This is a genomic window from Chryseobacterium piperi (assembly GCF_002285635.2).
GTDB lineage: Bacteria > Bacteroidota > Bacteroidia > Flavobacteriales > Weeksellaceae > Chryseobacterium > Chryseobacterium piperi.
Genome location: NZ_CP023049.2, coordinates 2532531 through 2551147 on the forward strand (window position 1 = coordinate 2532531; position 18617 = coordinate 2551147).

The 18617-nt window shown below is 37.5% G+C and carries 10 protein-coding genes, 2 tRNA genes and 3 rRNA genes; 3 read left to right on the top strand and 12 right to left on the bottom strand.

Annotated features, from left to right (window positions below; translation table 11 throughout):
* Positions 1-338: 338 nt before the first annotated feature.
* The 4 genes from CJF12_RS11045 to CJF12_RS11060 are packed head-to-tail and all read right to left on the bottom strand — an operon-like array spanning position 339 to position 5214.
* A complete protein-coding gene (locus tag CJF12_RS11045) occupies positions 339-2009 on the bottom strand; it encodes a sodium:solute symporter family transporter (protein WP_034688261.1) in 1671 nt (556 codons plus the stop codon).
* Entirely contained in the window at positions 2006-3058 is a 1053-nt protein-coding gene (locus CJF12_RS11050; protein ID WP_034688260.1) for a UDP-glucose--hexose-1-phosphate uridylyltransferase, read from the bottom strand. The genes CJF12_RS11045 and CJF12_RS11050 overlap by 4 nt, the downstream gene beginning before the upstream one ends.
* Entirely contained in the window at positions 3051-4229 is a 1179-nt protein-coding gene (galK, locus tag CJF12_RS11055) for a galactokinase (protein ID WP_034688263.1), read from the bottom strand. The genes CJF12_RS11050 and galK overlap by 8 nt, the downstream gene beginning before the upstream one ends.
* Before the next feature lie 25 nt (positions 4230-4254).
* On the bottom strand, positions 4255-5214 hold the full coding sequence (locus CJF12_RS11060) for an aldose epimerase family protein (protein WP_034688258.1): 960 nt from the start codon (positions 5212-5214) through the stop codon (positions 4255-4257).
* 105 nt (positions 5215-5319) lie between these two features.
* Here CJF12_RS11060 and CJF12_RS11065 point away from each other — a divergent pair, with 105 nt between their 5' ends.
* Positions 5320-6318 carry a GntR family transcriptional regulator gene (locus tag CJF12_RS11065; RefSeq protein WP_034688256.1) on the top strand — a complete coding sequence of 333 codons (999 nt, stop codon included), beginning with the start codon at positions 5320-5322 and terminating at the stop codon, positions 6316-6318.
* 225 nt (positions 6319-6543) lie between these two features.
* On the opposite strand, the gene rrf is transcribed toward CJF12_RS11065, so the two are convergent.
* The 8 genes from rrf to CJF12_RS11105 form a co-directional block, all read right to left on the bottom strand.
* Positions 6544-6651: ribosomal RNA gene (rrf, locus tag CJF12_RS11070) — 5S ribosomal RNA — on the bottom strand.
* Between the two features lie 147 nt (positions 6652-6798).
* A 23S ribosomal RNA gene (locus CJF12_RS11075) occupies positions 6799-9561 on the bottom strand.
* A 208-nt stretch (positions 9562-9769) separates the two neighbouring features.
* Positions 9770-9843 (bottom strand) — tRNA-Ala (locus tag CJF12_RS11080).
* Between the two features lie 91 nt (positions 9844-9934).
* Positions 9935-10008 (bottom strand) — tRNA-Ile (locus tag CJF12_RS11085).
* Positions 10009-10218: 210 nt separating this feature from the next.
* Positions 10219-11735: ribosomal RNA gene (locus CJF12_RS11090) — 16S ribosomal RNA — on the bottom strand.
* The 16S, 23S and 5S rRNA genes sit together here with 2 tRNA genes alongside, the layout of an rRNA operon.
* A 534-nt stretch (positions 11736-12269) precedes the next feature.
* Positions 12270-12680: a VanZ family protein gene (locus CJF12_RS11095; RefSeq protein ID WP_084675703.1), complete on the bottom strand. Its 411-nt coding sequence runs from the start codon at positions 12678-12680 to the stop codon at positions 12270-12272.
* A complete protein-coding gene (gcvH, locus tag CJF12_RS11100) occupies positions 12622-12999 on the bottom strand; it encodes a glycine cleavage system protein GcvH (RefSeq protein ID WP_034688313.1) in 378 nt (125 codons plus the stop codon). The genes CJF12_RS11095 and gcvH overlap by 59 nt, the downstream gene beginning before the upstream one ends.
* 134 nt (positions 13000-13133) lie before the next feature.
* Complete coding sequence (locus CJF12_RS11105; RefSeq protein WP_034688315.1) at positions 13134-15737, bottom strand: T9SS type A sorting domain-containing protein; 2604 nt, start codon at positions 15735-15737, stop codon at positions 13134-13136.
* 166 nt (positions 15738-15903) lie between these two features.
* On the opposite strand from CJF12_RS11105, the gene istA reads away from it, so the two are divergent.
* Both istA and istB read left to right on the top strand, forming a co-directional pair.
* Positions 15904-17562 carry an IS21 family transposase gene (gene istA / locus CJF12_RS11110; RefSeq protein ID WP_228423498.1) on the top strand — a complete coding sequence of 553 codons (1659 nt, stop codon included), beginning with the start codon at positions 15904-15906 and terminating at the stop codon, positions 17560-17562.
* Positions 17563-17603: 41 nt separating this feature from the next.
* Positions 17604-18347 carry an IS21-like element helper ATPase IstB gene (istB, locus tag CJF12_RS11115; protein WP_034681199.1) on the top strand — a complete coding sequence of 248 codons (744 nt, stop codon included), beginning with the start codon at positions 17604-17606 and terminating at the stop codon, positions 18345-18347.
* Positions 18348-18617: the final 270 nt, after the last annotated feature.

Below are 18617 nucleotides of genomic sequence, written 5' to 3' on the forward strand. Positions count from 1 at the left end.
TTACTTTTAATTCATATTTATTCTTAACTCATTGAAATACAGTTTTAAAAATTTAAACATTTATTTAAGAGAATCAAGGGAAACAGAATGGCACAAGGAAGAAAGGCTTAGGAACTAGGGAATGAAGAGGGAAGAGAAAAGGTTTTGGGAGATAGAGAATCGTGGAAAAAGCAGGAGCTTGGGTAATTTACCTGCTATATATGGTATATAAATACAAGTAAACCGGCATAAAGCCGGCTTATGTGTGTGACACTACTATATATGATACCTTAATAGTGGTGTACTACAATAATATATAGATTAAACATTTTAAGACAATTAGAAATGTTTGAATTCTTTTACCAAAAACTAGTATATAAAGTAATAAGGATTAATAGTATTACTATACTCCATATCGTAAATGCGCGACTGGTTTTAAACATAGAAGCATCAATTTCCAATCCTTTCCTTGGTAAACCATTTTTAGTTTCACGAATACTGATCCAATACATTCCCAGCACACAAAACAAAAATACCACAGCCATTCGATCGATAAACGCCATTTCATATACACCATTAGCATTAGGAACTGCAAAACCGATAGGATATAAAAAGGATAGATCCATCACCAAAGGAGCAAATTTAAGCATGACTGAAAAAATGAATCCCGCTACTATAGCAAAAAGAGCTGCCTTGGCAGTAGTCCTTTTCCAGAAAAAGCCTAAAATAAACATGGCAAAAATACCTGGACTCACAAAACCTGTGTATTCCTGAATATACTGGAACCCTCCTTTTTTATCTATTCCTAAAAATGGTGCAATAATAATAGCCATTAAAACCGAAGCTACTACGGTTAACTTTCCGACCCGTACCAGATTCTCTTCTGAGGCATCTTTATTAATATACTGTTTATAAATATCTAATGTGAAAATTGTAGCAATACTATTTGCTTTTCCAGCAAGAGAGGCGACTATAGCAGCTATGAGTGCGGCAAATGATAATCCTTTCATTCCGGAAGGCAGCAGGTTGAGTAAAGTCGGATAAGCACGATCAGGATTAAGAACACCATCCTGAAGCATTTCTTTCTGAAATAAACCTTGCTGATACAAAACATAAGCTGCAATTCCTGGTAATACAACGATCACCGGCATCAAGAGCTTTAAAAAAGCTGCAAATAAGATTCCGTTACGTGCGGTTTTGAGATCAGCTCCAAGTGCTCTCTGAGTAATATACTGGTTACAGCCCCAATAATTAAGGTTAACAATCAGCATTCCTCCAATCAGAACAGAGATTCCTGGGAGATCAATATAATAAGGATCTGTTTTCTTAAAAATCATGTGGAAATGATCACCTGCAGCCTCCTTCATAGAGGTAAGTCCTGTCCAAAAACCTGTTATTCCTTGCTCTCCGGATACCAAAGTAATTGCAAGATACGTTGTGACCAAGCCTCCTAGTATCAGAAAAAAAACCTGAATAACATCTGTATAGCCAATTACTTTCATCCCACCTAATGTGATCATAATGGCAAAAATTGCAAGAAAACCCATACACAATGTGAAATTGAATCCAGAAATACCATTAATAGCCAGTGCTCCAAGATATAGAATCGACGTAAGATTAACTACAATGTAAAGCATTAACCAAAAAATGGACATAATCAACGCTACCTTTTCATTATATCTCTTATGAAGATATTGCGGCATGGTATATATTTTATTTTTCAGATAAACAGGAATAAAAAAAACAGCGACAATAATAAGTGTAAAAGCAGCCATCCATTCATAGGTAGCAATTGCCAATCCCATACTGAAACCACTCCCACTCATTCCAATGAATTGTTCAGCACTAATATTGCTCGCAATAAGTGATGCCCCGATAGCCCACCAGGTAAGAGATCCTTCCGCCAGGAAATAATCTTTACTATCTGCAACCTTTTTTTTATTTCGTCTAAAAATATAGATTCCATAAATGATGATAATGATAAAATATATTATAAATACAATATAATCCGTAGCTGTTAATTTATTCATCGTTTGTGTTTATAGTGGGTTACTGGTAAACTTTTCAAAATTTCAGCACTTTGTTCAGGTGTAATATCACGTTGGCTTTCAGCAAGCATCTCGTAGCCTACCATAAATTTTTTCACATGAGCAGACCGTAACAAGGGCGGATAGAAATGCATATGAAAATGCCATTCATCATATGCCTTTCCATCAGTAGGTGATTGATGTATTCCTGCAGAATAAGGAAAAGGAACCTCAAAGAGATTATCATATTTACAGGTAAGCTTTTTTAAAATATCAGCAAATAATCTAGTTTCTTCAACGTCAAACTCCGTAATATTCCTTAATTTTCTTTTACTGATAATCATCGTTTCATAAGGCCAGATAGCCCAAAATGGCACTACTACAGCAAAGGCATCATTTTCAAGTATCATTCTTAATCCAGCATCAGATTCCTGTTGAAGGTAATCTTCTAGCAGAGATCTACCATATTTTTGAAAATATTTTTTAAGATTCTCCTGAGTTCTTATTACCTGTGAAGGAATAGAGGACTGAGCCCAGATTTGACCGTGTGGATGTGGATTACTGCAACCCATAACGGATCCTTTATTCTCAAAAATCTGTACATGATTGATATAATCAAGATTTCCTAAAGTCTTATATTCTTCCTGCCAAACTTCAACTACTTTTATTATATCTTCTACATCCATTTCCGGAAGAGACAGACTATGATCATCGGAAAAACAGATAACCTTGTTGATTCCTCGTTCCGGTTCTATCTTAAATAGCTCACTATTATGTTCTTCAAAAGACACTTCTTCTTTTAACAGAGCTCCAAAATCGTTATCAAAAACATAGACTCCTTTATATTTGGGATTATTTATCCCATTTACTCTCATATTTCCGGAACACAGATAGCAATCAGGATCATATGACCGGACAACTTCTTCAATAATTTTTTCTTCCTGACCTTGCCAAGGACGCTTTGCCCTCTGAGGAGAAACGAGTATCCATTCATTCAAAAGCGGATTATACCTTCTGTGTGGATGATCTTTTTGGTTAAATGTTCTATTCATCTTCTTTATATTCTTTTGTTCCGTCTGAAATACTCACTTTATAAACCTGTAATGAAAGCCCATGTATCTGTTTATAGCGTGATTTTATATTATCAATGACTGCGTCTACTTTTCCATTTTCAATGAGGTTAATAGAACATCCACCAAATCCACCTCCCATCATACGTGAACCTAAAACACTTTCCTGGCTCAGAGCTTCATCTACTAAAAAATCAATTTCCGGACAGCTTACTTCATATTGCTTTGAAAGGCCATAGTGGGTCTGAGTCAAAAGTTCTCCTAATCTTTTTAAATCTTTATTTTTCAAAGCAGATGCAGCCTGTGGTACTCTATTGATTTCTTCAATTACGTACAAACATCGTTTATAAACTATTTCACCCAAATCATTTTTTAATTCGTCCAACATTTCAATTGTACATTCACGAAAAGATTTTATTTCAGGAAAATGTTTTTTAATTATTTCCTTTCCTGTTTCCATTTCTTTACGTCTTTCATTATATCCAGAAGTCGTATGCGTATGCTTAACGCGGCTATCAAATAAAACAAGACTATATCCCTCTATCTCTGCGTCATAATATTGATAATCCAATGAATTACAATCCAGCATAATTACTTTAGATTTCTTTCCAAAAACAGATGCAAACTGATCCATAATTCCACAATTGACTCCTACAAAATTATTTTCTGATCTTTGACCTATTAATGCAATCTCTTTTTTGGATAGTTGTAGATTAAAAATAGTATCTAAAACAAAGGCAAATCCACATTCCAAAGCTGCCGAAGAAGAGAGGCCTGCTCCCATTGGGATATTTCCTTTAAAAATAATGTCAATTCCCCCAATACTTCTCCCTAATTGTCTGATTTCTTCAGCTACGCCTAGCAGATAGCCAGCCCATGTAGGCCATTGACCAATTATCTCTACATTGGTTTCAAAAGAAAATGTTTCGTTAAAGTCTTCGGCGACAATATTACAAGCAGAAGTCTGTTCATTTTTTCGGACTGCAAAGCAAATATATCTATCAATAGCAGCCGGGAGTACAAAGCCGTCATTATAATCTACATGTTCTCCTATAATATTAATACGTCCCGGGGATAGAAATATATGGTCCGGAGTTGTTTTAAAATGTGCTTTGAAAGCATTCTTGGTTTGAGAAACAAGTTCTTTTTTCATCATAGTCATTGTGAGTCTATAGTATTTAAAGTGAATTAGAAGTTTTGAATTGATAGGCAATTTCATTAATGTATTGTTCTCCTTTTCTCAATATGCCATTTTTAAAATTGCTATGATTAGGAGAATCCGGAAAATTCTGAGCCTCAAAACAAATTCCACTTTTATTATGGTATTTAGCATTTTCTTTCCCTTGAATGGATCCCGTGCTTCCACCAATATATACATGAACAGTTGGTTGATTAGTAAAGACTTTAAGTACAAGACCATTTTCTTTGTCTCTTAAAATTGCAGCAGGATGTTTTCCTTTAAGAATAAATGATGTATCAATTTCAGAGGGGCAATCACGGAATTCAGAAAAATCGAAGAATGTATTTTCAATCGGAAGAAACTTTCCGGTAGGAATCAAGTCCTCATCAATTTCCAGAATCTCTAAAGCTTCAATTTTCATTTCTAAATTGGTAATATCTTTTTTATGCCCTGCAAGGTTGAAATAAGAATGTTGTGTAAGATTGATCAGTATATCAATATCTGTCACGGCACTTAACGTTACATATAAAGTTTCTGAACTCAAAAAATATTCTGTCCTGAATTTTGTTTGTCCATTATTGACAGAAAATTCGAAGACCACTCTATTATCTGATATAGTAGTCAGTTCCCAAAATTGATTACTTAAATTGAAAGTACCCCCATGAAGATGATGCCCTTCAAAATTTTTATCAAGCTGAACTTCTTTTCCGTTGTCAGTATATCTTCCCAGCTTTAATCTTCCGGCATGTGGCCCAACCACTGCACCCAGAAATGGTTTAGCATGAAGATCAAAAGATCTTTGGTAATCTTCAACGTTATCAAAACCCAATACAATATCAAGTTTATCTTCGTTGACCGGAATTTTAAATGAAGAAATTGCAGCACCAAAACTACAGAAGGTAACTTCAAAACCGTGAGTATTGGTTAATGTCCTGAAAAATGACTGATCATGGCTCATATCAATAAAAATATAGCTATTTAAAAATTATATTGGATAAGATATAAAGATTGAATATATTTAACCTACTAATACCTACCAGTTTTTAATTATATACTACCAGTTTTGAAAATTATTACGATTAATAAAGAAAGTACTGTTCCCATTTATAAACAGATCGTAGGAAGTATAGAGGAAGCCATAATTACAAAAAAACTATTTCGAAATGACAGACTTCCTTCGGTGAAAAAAATATGTATTGAACACCAGATTTCCAGAGACACTGTTTTAGTGGCCTATAGCCTATTGAAGCAAAAAGGTATTATTCATGCCATCCCGGCTAAAGGATATTATGTACGCACTGAAGACTTCAGCTATGATACACGATATTTTTTATTATTTGATGAACTTAACTCATTTAAAGAAGATATACTCAATTCATTTCGGAAACACATTAGCTCTAAAGGCCATGTTGATGTGTTCTTTCATCATTTCAATTATTCTATGTTTAGAAAACTGATATATGATTCTAATGGAAATTATTCAAAATATATTATCATGCCCGGAAATGTAGAAGGCATTGAAGAATTCCTTACTATATTACCTCAAACAGATGTATACATTATTGATCAGATGCGAGATACTTTAAGACATTATTCCGGAGTGTATCAGAATTTTGTAAGAGATATTTTTGAAGCAATGAATTCCTATGCCCATCTACTGGAAAAATATACACATTATATCATTGTCTTCCCCGGAGAAAAGGAGCCTATTGATATGGTTAACGGTTTTGTAAAATATTGTCAGGCTTACAATAAAAAATATTCGATAATACCCAACTTTAAAACACATGATTTTACAAAAGGACAAGTATTTTTGATTCCTAACGATCGAGATTTGGTAGAGGCTGTAGAGAAATGTAAAGAAAATGATCTAAAGCTAGGAGAAGATATCGGAATTATATCCTATAATGAGATTCCATTAAAAAAAGTTGTTGAGAATGGTATTACTACCTTATCAACAGATTTCTCACTGATGGGTAAAACACTTGCAGAAATGGTTTTGAAAAATGAAAAAATCCAGATTGAGAATCCTTCACATTTATACTTAAGAAAGTCATTATAAATTAACTGAAAAAGTTGAGTGTTGCTAGTTTTTAGTTACATTCATTTATTACCTAAATCCTAGGCCCTAATCCCTAATTCCTCCTACCTGATACCTATTACCTATGATCTGCCACCTACCTTTTTCTAGTATATAGTATTACTAATAGTAGTGGTGGTAGTAGTTCGTCTATGTCAATAACAAAAAAAGTCTCATACAAATAAATGTATGAGACTTTTTAATAAAAACTGGCGGCGACCTACTCTCCCGCTTTCGCAGTACCATCGGCGCTGGTGGGCTTAACTTCTGTGTTCGGAATGGGAACAGGTGAGCCCCACCGCTAAAACCACCCTAAAGGCTTTATATAAGAGGTTAGACTTTAGTCATTAGAGGTTAGATCATTCTCTAACTTCTAAATTCTATTTGCTAACTTCTGGTTTTAATCGATAAAAACGTTCACAAAGACAAAACCTTTACTGCGCAACTAAGTGCTGCCAATTAGGCTATAAATCTACGGGTAATTAGTACTACTCGGCTATGCTGTTACCAACTTTACACCTATAGCCTATCAACGTGGTCATCTCCCACGACCCTTAAAAGATGTCTCATCTTGAGGCGAGTTTCGCACTTATATGCTTTCAGTGCTTATCTCTTCCAAACGTAGCTACTCAGCGGTGCACCTGGCGGTACAACTGATACACCAGAGGTTTGTTCAATTCGGTCCTCTCGTACTAGAATCAAGCCCTCTCAAACATCTAACGCCCGCAATAGATAGAGACCGAACTGTCTCACGACGTTCTGAACCCAGCTCGCGTGCCACTTTAATGGGCGAACAGCCCAACCCTTGGGACCTTCTCCAGCCCCAGGATGTGACGAGCCGACATCGAGGTGCCGAACCTCCCCGTCGATGTGAGCTCTTGGGGGAGACTAGCCTGTTATCCCCGGAGTACCTTTTATCCTATGAGCGATGGCCCTTCCATACGGAACCACCGGATCACTATGTCCTGCTTTCGCACCTGATCGACTTGTAGGTCTCACAGTCAAGCACCCTTATGCCATTACACTCTACGCACGGTTACCAAGCGTGCTGAGGGTACCTTTGAAAGCCTCCGTTACTCTTTTGGAGGCGACCACCCCAGTCAAACTACCCACCACGCAATGTCCTTCTAAAAGAAGTTAGGCTCCAAGTAAGTAAAGGGTGGTATTTCAACGTCGACTCCACCAACACTAGCGTGCCAGCTTCATAGTCTCCCACCTATCCTACACATTACTTACTCAAAGTCAATACGAAGTTATAGTAAAGGTTCACAGGGTCTTTTCGTCCCATTGCGGGTAATCGGCATCTTCACCGATACTACAATTTCACAGAGCTCATGGTTGAGACAGTGCCCAGATCGTTACACCATTCGTGCAGGTCGGAACTTACCCGACAAGGAATTTCGCTACCTTAGGACCGTTATAGTTACGGCCGCCGTTTACTGGGGCTTCAGTCAAACGCTTCGCTTACGCTAACGCCCTTCCTTAACCTTCCAGCACCGGGCAGGTGTCAGACCCTATACAGCATCTTTCGATTTAGCAGAGTCCTGTGTTTTTGATAAACAGTCGCCTGGGCCTCTTCACTGCGGCCACCATTGCTGATGGCGTCTCTTCTTCCGAAGTTACGAGACTATTTTGCCTAGTTCCTTAACCATGATTCACTCTAGCACCTTAGGATTCTCTCCTCGACTACCTGTGTCGGTTTTGGTACGGGTTGCTTCACTTCGGCTTTTCTTGGAAGCACTTTCCCTGCAGCAGCTTCGCCCGAAGGCTAGGCCTTGACTATTCCGTCAGTCTCCAGCAAGTACGGCACTCCGTCCCCTTTTTAGTGTGAGCAAGTATGGGAATATTAACCCATTGTCCATCCACTACCCCTTTCGGGTTCGCGTTAGGTCCCGACTAACCCTCAGCTGATTAGCATGGCTGAGGAAACCTTAGTCTTTCGGTGAGGGGGTTTCTCGCCCCCTTTATCGTTACTTATGCCTACATTTTCTTTTCTATCCGCTCCACAATACCTCACGATACTGCTTCGGCGCAAATAGAATGCTCCCCTACCAGATATAATTCTAAATTATAAATCCATAGCTTCGGTAATATGTTTATGCCCGATTATTATCCATGCCGGACCGCTCGACTAGTGAGCTGTTACGCACTCTTTAAATGAATGGCTGCTTCCAAGCCAACATCCTAGCTGTCAATGCAGTCCAACCGCGTTGCTTCAACTTAACATATATTTGGGGACCTTAGCTGTTGGTCTGGGTTCTTTCCCTCTCGGACATGGACCTTAGCACCCATGCCCTCACTGCCGTAGAACATTTATTAGCATTCGGAGTTTGTCAGGAATTGGTAGGTGGTGAAACCCCCGCATCCAATCAGTAGCTCTACCTCTAATAAACTTATATACGACGCTGCACCTAAATGCATTTCGGGGAGTACGAGCTATCTCCCAGTTTGATTGGCCTTTCACCCCTACCCACAGGTCATCCGAAGACTTTTCAACGTCAACCGGTTCGGTCCTCCACTCTGTGTTACCAGAGCTTCAACCTGCCCATGGGTAGATCACAAGGTTTCGCGTCTAATCCTACTAACTATGCGCCCTATTCAGACTCGCTTTCGCTCCGGCTCCGGACCTGAAGTCCTTAACCTCGCTAGTAAAATTAACTCGTAGGCTCATTATGCAAAAGGCACGCCGTCACCCAACATGTGGGCTCCGACCGCTTGTAGGCGTACGGTTTCAGGTTCTATTTCACCCTTCTATTCGAAGTGCTTTTCACCTTTCCTTCACAGTACTTGTTCACTATCGGTCTTTCAGGAGTATTTAGCCTTGGAGGATGGTCCCCCATATTCAGACAGGATTTCACGTGTCCCGCCCTACTCATTTATCATCAAAATATGCCTTTCAAATACGGGGCTATCACCCTCTATGGCTGTTCTTTCCAGAACATTCTTTTAAACATATAATGACTTTTGGGCTAATCCGCTTTCGCTCGCCACTACTTACGGAATCTCTTCGATTTCTTTTCCTCCGGGTACTTAGATGTTTCAGTTCTCCGGGTTTGCTCTCTAAATAAATTTAGAGTGACATGTCTTCAACATGCCGGGTTGCCCCATTCGGACATCTGCGGATCAATTCGTGTGTGCCAATCCCCGCAGCTTTTCGCAGCTTACCACGTCCTTCTTCGCCTCTGAAAGCCTAGGCATCCGCCATACGCCCTTAACGATTTCTTTCCTAATTATTAATTAGTTTAGTTTTTTTTATGACATATTACTATGTCAAAGTATTTTTGTAAACTCAAACGCTTAGTTGCGCTCGGTTTTCTCTTTGTGATATTTTTACCGTTAATGTCAATGATCTTAATGTCTTTCTGCTTGTATGATAAATGGATATTTGTTTTGGCTCTATCCATTATACTTTTAAATCAAACGCGCAAAACTGTGGAGAATAAGGGAGTCGAACCCTTGACCTCCTGCGTGCAAGGCAGGCGCTCTAGCCAGCTGAGCTAATTCCCCCTCTAGTTGAGTTGGTGAATGATTGTGTTAGAAAGTCCCGAGCGTTAACTCATTCTCTCTAATACTCTCAAACTCCTATACTCAAAATTAGTAGTCTCGGGCAGGCTCGAACTGCCGACCTCTACATTATCAGTGTAGCGCTCTAACCAGCTGAGCTACGAGACTCTTTATGAGTGATGGGTAATGAGTAATTTAGTAATCTATATACTGCCTTATCATTGTTCTCTCTATCGCTCCCTTCCCGTTTACTAATTTCTAGTGGGTTTGTATTTTTTTATATATAATCAACCAAATAAAAAACTAAAGCTTCTCTTTAAGTAAGTACATGGTACATTGAAGTACCTTAATTTTGTTTATCGTCTTTAAGACGCTCTAAAATGAGATGTTCCAGCCGCACCTTCCGGTACGGCTACCTTGTTACGACTTAGCCCTAGTTACCTGTTTTACCCTAGGCAGCTCCTGTTACGGTCACCGACTTCAGGTACCCCAGACTTCCATGGCTTGACGGGCGGTGTGTACAAGGCCCGGGAACGTATTCACCGCGCCATGGCTGATGCGCGATTACTAGCGATTCCAGCTTCATAGAGTCGAGTTGCAGACTCCAATCCGAACTGAGACCAGCTTTCGAGATTAGCATCCAGTCACCTGGTAGCAGCCCTCTGTACTGGCCATTGTATTACGTGTGTGGCCCAAGGCGTAAGGGCCGTGATGATTTGACGTCATCCCCACCTTCCTCTCTACTTGCGTAGGCAGTCTCACTAGAGTCCTCAACTTAATGGTAGCAACTAGTGACAGGGGTTGCGCTCGTTGCAGGACTTAACCTAACACCTCACGGCACGAGCTGACGACAACCATGCAGCACCTTGAAAATTGTCCGAAGAAAAGCCTATTTCTAAGCCTGTCAATTCCCATTTAAGCCTTGGTAAGGTTCCTCGCGTATCATCGAATTAAACCACATAATCCACCGCTTGTGCGGGCCCCCGTCAATTCCTTTGAGTTTCAAACTTGCGTTCGTACTCCCCAGGTGGCTAACTTATCACTTTCGCTTAGTCTCTGAAGCCGAAGCCCCAAAAACGAGTTAGCATCGTTTACGGCGTGGACTACCAGGGTATCTAATCCTGTTCGCTCCCCACGCTTTCGTCCATCAGCGTCAGTTAAGACATGGTAACCTGCCTTCGCAATTGGTGTTCTAAGTAATATCTATGCATTTCACCGCTACACTACTTATTCCAGCTACCTCTACCTTACTCAAGACCCGCAGTATCAATGGCAGTTTCATAGTTGAGCTATGAGATTTCACCACTGACTTACGAGTCCGCCTACGGACCCTTTAAACCCAATAAATCCGGATAACGCTTGCACCCTCCGTATTACCGCGGCTGCTGGCACGGAGTTAGCCGGTGCTTATTCGTATAGTACCTTCAGCTTCCCACACGTGGAAAGGTTTATCCCTATACAAAAGAAGTTTACAACCCATAGGGCCGTCGTCCTTCACGCGGGATGGCTGGATCAGGCTCTCACCCATTGTCCAATATTCCTCACTGCTGCCTCCCGTAGGAGTCTGGTCCGTGTCTCAGTACCAGTGTGGGGGATCACCCTCTCAGGCCCCCTAAAGATCATAGACTTGGTGAGCCGTTACCTCACCAACTATCTAATCTTGCGCGTGCCCATCTCTATCCACCGGAGTTTTCAATATCAAATGATGCCATCTGATATATTATGGAGTATTAATCTTCCTTTCGAAAGGCTATCCTCCTGATAAAGGTAGGTTGCACACGTGTTCCGCACCCGTACGCCGCTCTCAATTATCCGAAGACAATCTACCGCTCGGCTTGCATGTGTTAGGCCTCCCGCTAGCGTTCATCCTGAGCCAGGATCAAACTCTCCATTGTATGTTTGTCTGACTCACTCAAAGTTTTGACGCTTTAGTTTTTCCTTACTTGGTTGTTATATTGTATGTCAATGATCTTTATATCTTCCGCTTTTTAATGAAGCAATCTATCTGTCAGTGTCGCTCCATATTTGCGAGTGCAAAAGTAATTAATTATTTCCAAATGACCAAATGTTTTTTAAAGAAATTTTAAAGTCTTTTTTTCTAACCCTAAACTCTTTCTAAACCTTAACCACTCTTCTTCTGCGCTCCCTTAATTGGGATTGCAAAGATACAAACTTTTTCTTATTATCAAAATAAATTCTCATTTATTTTTTAAGCCTGCTTCCTAATGTTTACCGTTCTCTGCGCTACCTACTATCTCTCGTTTTCAGTGGTGCAAAATTACCACTATTTACCCCACCCCTCCAAATATATTTAACATAAAGTTTAGGATTGGGGAAAAGTATTCTGGTAAACATCTGATATCACATGGGTTGAATAGCATTTGTTATTTATCCACATTAAGGAAGCGGATATAAAACGTAAGCTAAAGCTATAAATAAAGCTTTTTAAATACCTTATATATATAGTATCCTAATAAGCATCCAATGATATCTGCTACAATATCCAGGGATTCCATAGATCTTCCTAAACCCATCTCTTCCTGCAGTATTTCTGTAAGAAAGGCATATATAAGGATGATTTGAAAAAAATAAGAAAATTTAATTCTCGGGAACGCTGCAATAAAAGAAAATCCCAGCGCTGCAAATATACTTATATGAACAATTTTATCGATTCCATTGAACATAAACCAGTATTCATGGTTCTCTTCTCCCGGTTTGAGAAGCATATAAGTAAGAAATGCCCAATAAATGGGCAAGATCTTACTAAATATTTTTGAAATTTTATCCAATGATTGCTTGGTATTCTTCTGCAGAAAGCAATTCAGACTGGTCAGCACCATCAGCAATCTCTACTTTGATGATCCATCCATTACCATAAGGATCAGTATTTAATAATTCAGGTTGATCTTCCAATTCTGAATTAAATGCTGTAACCTTTCCCGCTACAGGTAAGAATAGATCAGAAACAGTCTTTACCGCTTCAACACTTCCAAAAACAGCTCCGTTATCAAGATCATCATCTACAGTATCTACATCTACGTATACGATATCTCCCAATTCTCCTTGTGCAAAATCAGTAATCCCGATTGTAGCAATGTTTCCTTCTATTTTGATCCACTCGTGATCTTTAGTGTACTTTAATTCTGATGGTGTGTTCATTTTTTAATTTTTATATTCTACAAATTTATTCAAAATTCTATAAGGTTCAAAGGTTTAATAGACATCTTAAGTAAATTTTAAAATCCTAAATAAAAAACCACTAATATGGTAGGATTTTTTTTATAAATGCTGACTTATTTTTTTATGATTTTATAAGGGTATGATTTCCCATCTTTATCTATTACTTTAAGAATATATATTCCGGTAGGATATTGTGATAAATTAACTTCAATCTTGCCCTTATTAGCAGAGGATAAGCTTTTTGTTATGACTTTTTTAGCATCTACAGAATAGATTTCTAGGCTATTAAAATCCTTTACATTACCATTAAAGTCTACGTACAAAATATCTTTAGTCGGATTTGGATATACTTTTATATTTTTATTTATTGTATTTTCCACATTGGAGTTCTCTTCTCCACCATTTATAGTAATTTCACCATAGTATGGCTGGTCTTTTATTACAGCTTGCCTCAAATACAATGAATTATTAGGTGTTTCTGTTATTTTTGGATTGAGCATGTCATCAAAAGTAAGAGAACATTCTGGAATATTCGATGGTAGAGGTTGTTGTGCTATTGCATGAAACTCTATACCAGTTGCAGAAGAAACATGAAAGCCAGATTTCATGATAACAGAGTATTTTCCATAGATAAATACATTTTTATTTCCAGTCAATTGCTGTGTTTTATTATCCAGGATAACTGTTTTTACATCATATGTTGTAGAATTATAATCATTTCCAAGATTAAGAGATCTAAATAAAAATTTGTTTAAACTAGTCCCTGCTAAATTTTTAAATACTTCTTTTCCGTTTACAACAATACCTTCACTAAAATAATAATTATCCAATTTCTTTGGACGATGGTATGCAGATGAATACATTACCATTTCATCGTATATAGTGTATGGATGCGCTAAATAATCAACTTCTCTTATACTGAATATTCTTCGTCTAGTATTATTCCCATAGTAATGATAGTAATCCGCACTTATTATAAATTGATCATTAAACCCTCCAATATCATTCCATTTAAGAAAAGTTATTTTATCCTTCATCCAATTTCCATTAACGTTCTTCTTAAAATTTGCATAACCATAATTTCCATATTCACTGCCCGGAGAACTTCGCCAAGGAAATTTACTTAACTTAATAATTTCATCATTTTTTATAATAAAATTCGAAGAATACTGAATATTCTTAAAATCGTTAGGCATAGTAATGTGGGAAGAATTGATAGAATTATTAGATAAATCCAATTGCATAAGCTCAAAAGAACCTATCCCGTTCATATTTTTATAAATAATATCATATAAGTTATTAGATCTTTCAGATATAAATAAACGATCATAAGAGCCATTTCCTCCAGGGACAGATAAAAATTGATTTGACAATGATCCCCTCAAACCAAGAGTAGGTAAATTTGAAGCAATGTTATAAATATCAATCTTATTTTGCCCTAGCGGTTGTATAAAAACTTTGTTACCAACAATTTTTGTAAATACATTTGAAACTCCATATGTTATTGGATTTGTATCCATTAACCAATTACCATTCTGTTCATTATAATAGCACGAATATATTTTGCTAGAATTACCTGAATTTTGACCTACAGATAGCATTAAGTGCCCATTATCAAAATCATAATACTTTCCCATATTAATATTCTGCTGATTATAAAAAAGTGTTTTATAGCTTTCAAATACAAGTTCATTATTTATTATTTTGTAGGTTTGAATCTCATAGGTTTTATACGTACCATTTCCGTTTTTTCTCCATTCTTCAATAAGAATATGAACTCTATTATCACTTACCCCTACAACATCTATCACATAGTCACTAACCTGACCAATTGTTCCAGGATTCTGGATTGTTATTTTTGCAGGTTTAATGTACTTAATTTTATTGCAGTCAATTATTTTATATATTCCCCAAAGTTGTAAATTAGATAAATAATTATTTATATTATAGTTGTATATATTGTATATGTTTTCACTAATAGCAAATGTACTTTTATTAGGTGCAATGATTGATCTATAATAATTAAAATTCATGTCTATCTCTTGCGGATAATTTGCCGACCCACTATATTCGTTCAAATAAAGTTTTTTGCCCCATGTATTAGCAGGGTGAACAACTTCTCCATTTATGTCAATAGGTACATCTTCCCAAACCGTTGGTTCAGGGTTACCAGTTCCAGGATTAGTAATACTTATTGGTGCACCAATTTGAATAGAATTATTTGGACAATATGGCCCTATAGATTGTACGTTAGAGCCATTGGGGTTTAGCCATGGAGACATCGTAAAATAATTATTAGAAAACCTTGAATAATAAGTAAACCATTTATTATTATAAATATCTGGATTGTCACAATTAAAATAATTTGGCTTCGGGCCTGTTGATAAAGACCCAATTAATCTATCGAAACTATTAAATAATGGAGATCCTGAAGATCCCTTCTCCACTATACCACTTCTCCATGAGTTTTGTAAGAATGTTCCTTGTGAATTTAATTGATGCGCAATACCATAATATCCGAACAATCCTGATTGTATCATTGGTTCGTTACTCATTACAGGATATACTGTATCTACATAAGATATTTTCTTTGTATCGCCTTTAGGATGATGAACACCATATGCATTAGTAGAATTTACAGAATATGAGTTGGGATTATTATCCCAGCCTGCATAGCAGACTTTATACTGAGCTAAAGCATTCGGAGTAGTGCTCAATTTTAATAAGGCAAAATCATTTGCATTCTGTGAACTCTCAGTTAATACAGAGCATCCTTTAACAGAATTATTTGATGGAGCATCAGTACCCTTACTTGTACATGTTCTAGCTTCATAGTGTAGAATCCTTCAAAATTGACCATCTCAATCCTGTGAAAATGATCAGTTGATTCCTGAGCAAATTGACCATGGTATTCCTGAGCAAATTGACCCCCAAAAAAAAGTCAGAAAACGTGTCTTGAATAACTTAGCCAAAAAATACCAAATGGCTAACAAAAGAATAGACATGTTGAACATTAAACAATTATTACGATTATACACCCAGGGGGTAAGTAAATTGCGGATAAGCAAACAACTGGGTATCTCACGCAATACTGCTAAAAAGTATATCAGCCTGTTCCATGAACACCAGCTTACATATGACGAGCTGATAGAGCTGAGTGATGAAGATTTAGATGATTTATTCGAGACTCCGCCAACCGATATAAGGGATAAGGACAATATTAAAAAACAACTTGAATCGTTGTTTCCTTACATATCCAAAGAACTAAAACGTGTTGGGGTCACCCGTTATCTGCTATGGGAAGAATACATAGATAAATACCCTTCAGGCTACCAATATTCCCGCTTTTGCCATCATTACCGGGAATGGTGTAAAAAGGTGAACCCTTCCATGCATATTGAACATAAGGCTGGGGATAAACTTTTTGTGGATTATACAGGAAAAAAACTTCACATTATTAATAAAGAAACAGGAGAACAACAGGAAGTTGAGGTCTTCGTATCCATACTTGGAGCCAGTGGCATGACCTTCGTAGAAGCTACAAGAACCCAGGGGAAAGAAGATTTTCTTGGAAGTCTTACCAAAACCCTGCATTATTATGGAGGAGTTCCCGCAGCTATTGTTACCGATAACCTGCGTACAGCCGTAAAAAAGAGCCATAAGTACGAACCTGTCATCACTGATTCTCTTCTGGATTTTGCTTCCCACTATAGCACTACAATACTTCCTACGCGTACCTATCATCCCAAGGATAAGGCTTTGGTTGAAAATGCGGTACGCATTGTGTATACCCGCATTTTTGCTCCATTGCGTAAAGATCACTTCTTTAGCCTGGAAGCATTGAACAAAGCTATAGAAAACCTGCTGGAAGGATATAATGAAGCTCCCATGAAAAGAAAGAAGTATTCCAGGGCTGATGTTTTCCGTGAGGTTGAAAGACATGCATTATCCCCACTACCAGCTATGATGTACCAGCTCAAGCATTCTGCACGTGCTACCGTTCATAAGACCAGCCATGTATATTTAAGTAAAGACCAGCATTATTACAGTGTTCCGTTCAGCTATATTGGTAAAAAAGTAAACATTATTTTTAGTAAAAATACAGTCGAGATTTACTATGACCAGCGCAGAATAGCATTCCATAACAGAATCCTGGCTAAATATCAGTATACGACTGTAAAAGAACATATGCCTTCATCTTATCAGTTTATGACTGAATGGAATCCCTCCCGGTTTATCTCTTGGGGAAGGTCTGTCGGGGAATATTGTGAGCAGTACATCATCAAAATCCTGGAAAAGAAACAGCATCCTGAGCAGTCCTATAAAACCTGCCTGGGAATCCTTTCATTATCAAAAAAGATCGGCAACATAAGACTTGACAATGCCTGTAAAAGAGCGTTGGGATATGAAAAATACAGCCTTGCCATGATTAAAAGTATTCTGGAAAGAGGGCTGGATAATCTAACCGATGACGATGCATTTTTTGAAGAAAAGAAACTGCCTAAACACAAAAACATAAGGGGCGGAAAATACTATCAGTAACATCTACAATCATTAACAATTAAATCATTAATACAAAACCTATGAATCAGGCAACATTAGAAAAAATGAAACATTTAAAGCTCCACGGGATGCACAGGGCGTTTTCCACAACAATGGAAACAGGAAGTATCTCCTATACCAATGATGAACTTATAGCCTACTTGATTGAATCCGAGTATGACGACAGGGAAAGCAGAAAGGTAGAAAGATTGATTACCACAGCTAAGTTCAGATACAGGACATTTATGGAAGAGATTACGGCCTCTTCTTCCAGAAATATTGATAAGAATACTATTGGAAGATTATCTTCCTGCGATTTTATATCACAGAAACAGAATATTCTTATTACAGGCAGTACAGGAGTTGGAAAAAGTTTTATCGCAACTGCCATTGGATACAAAGCCTGTACAATGGGATATAAAGTCATGTACTTCAGCATCAACAAACTCTTCTCAAAGCTTAAGATGGCTAAGGCAGACGGATCTTACCTTAAAGAGATAGACCGAATAGAAAAGCAGGATCTTATTATCCTTGATGATTTTGGATTACAATCCCTGGATAATCTTAAACGTCAGGATTTTATGGAGATTATAGAAGACAGACACGGAAAACGTTCCACTATTATTGCTTCGCAACTGCCTGTAAGTGCCTGGCATGAAGTCATTGCGGAACAAACAATAGCCGATGCAATACTTGACAGAATGGTTCACAACTCCCTGAGAATAGACCTTAAAGGAGAATCGATGAGAAGAAAAAAAGCTGATCAGAAAATCAGCTCAGAGTAAAGATTTATTTTATATTTTTAAACCATCTTTTAGACACCTTTTTTGACTTCATTCTTAGTGGTCAATTTAATCAGGAATTAGGTGGTCAATATCACTGGAATTTACAAATAAATTAAACCGAGTTTAGACCTGTCATTAATGAGGAATATTTTTATAAAAAGATAGTCCAACATTATTATCTCCCATTTTTTCCTTTCATTGGCTAAAAAGGCTACCCTGCCAAATTAAAAAATCAATATTTTGATCCAATTCATATAAATTAAAATCCCC

Excerpts from the sequence above, each read along its gene's own strand:
- CJF12_RS11045 (WP_034688261.1), bottom strand. The coding sequence starts at position 2,009 with ATGAATAAATTAACAGCTACGGATTATATTGTATTTATAATATATTTT.
- galK (WP_034688263.1), bottom strand. The coding sequence starts at position 4,229 with ATGAAAAAAGAACTTGTTTCTCAAACCAAGAATGCTTTCAAAGCACAT.
- CJF12_RS11060 (WP_034688258.1), bottom strand. The coding sequence starts at position 5,214 with ATGAGCCATGATCAGTCATTTTTCAGGACATTAACCAATACTCACGGT.
- CJF12_RS11095 (WP_084675703.1), bottom strand. The coding sequence starts at position 12,680 with ATGGTGCTGACCAGTCTGAATTGCTTTCTGCAGAAGAATACCAAGCAA.
- gcvH (WP_034688313.1), bottom strand. The coding sequence starts at position 12,999 with ATGAACACACCATCAGAATTAAAGTACACTAAAGATCACGAGTGGATC.
- istB (WP_034681199.1), top strand. The coding sequence starts at position 17,604 with ATGAATCAGGCAACATTAGAAAAAATGAAACATTTAAAGCTCCACGGG.
- CJF12_RS11050 (WP_034688260.1), bottom strand. The coding sequence starts at position 3,058 with ATGAATAGAACATTTAACCAAAAAGATCATCCACACAGAAGGTATAAT.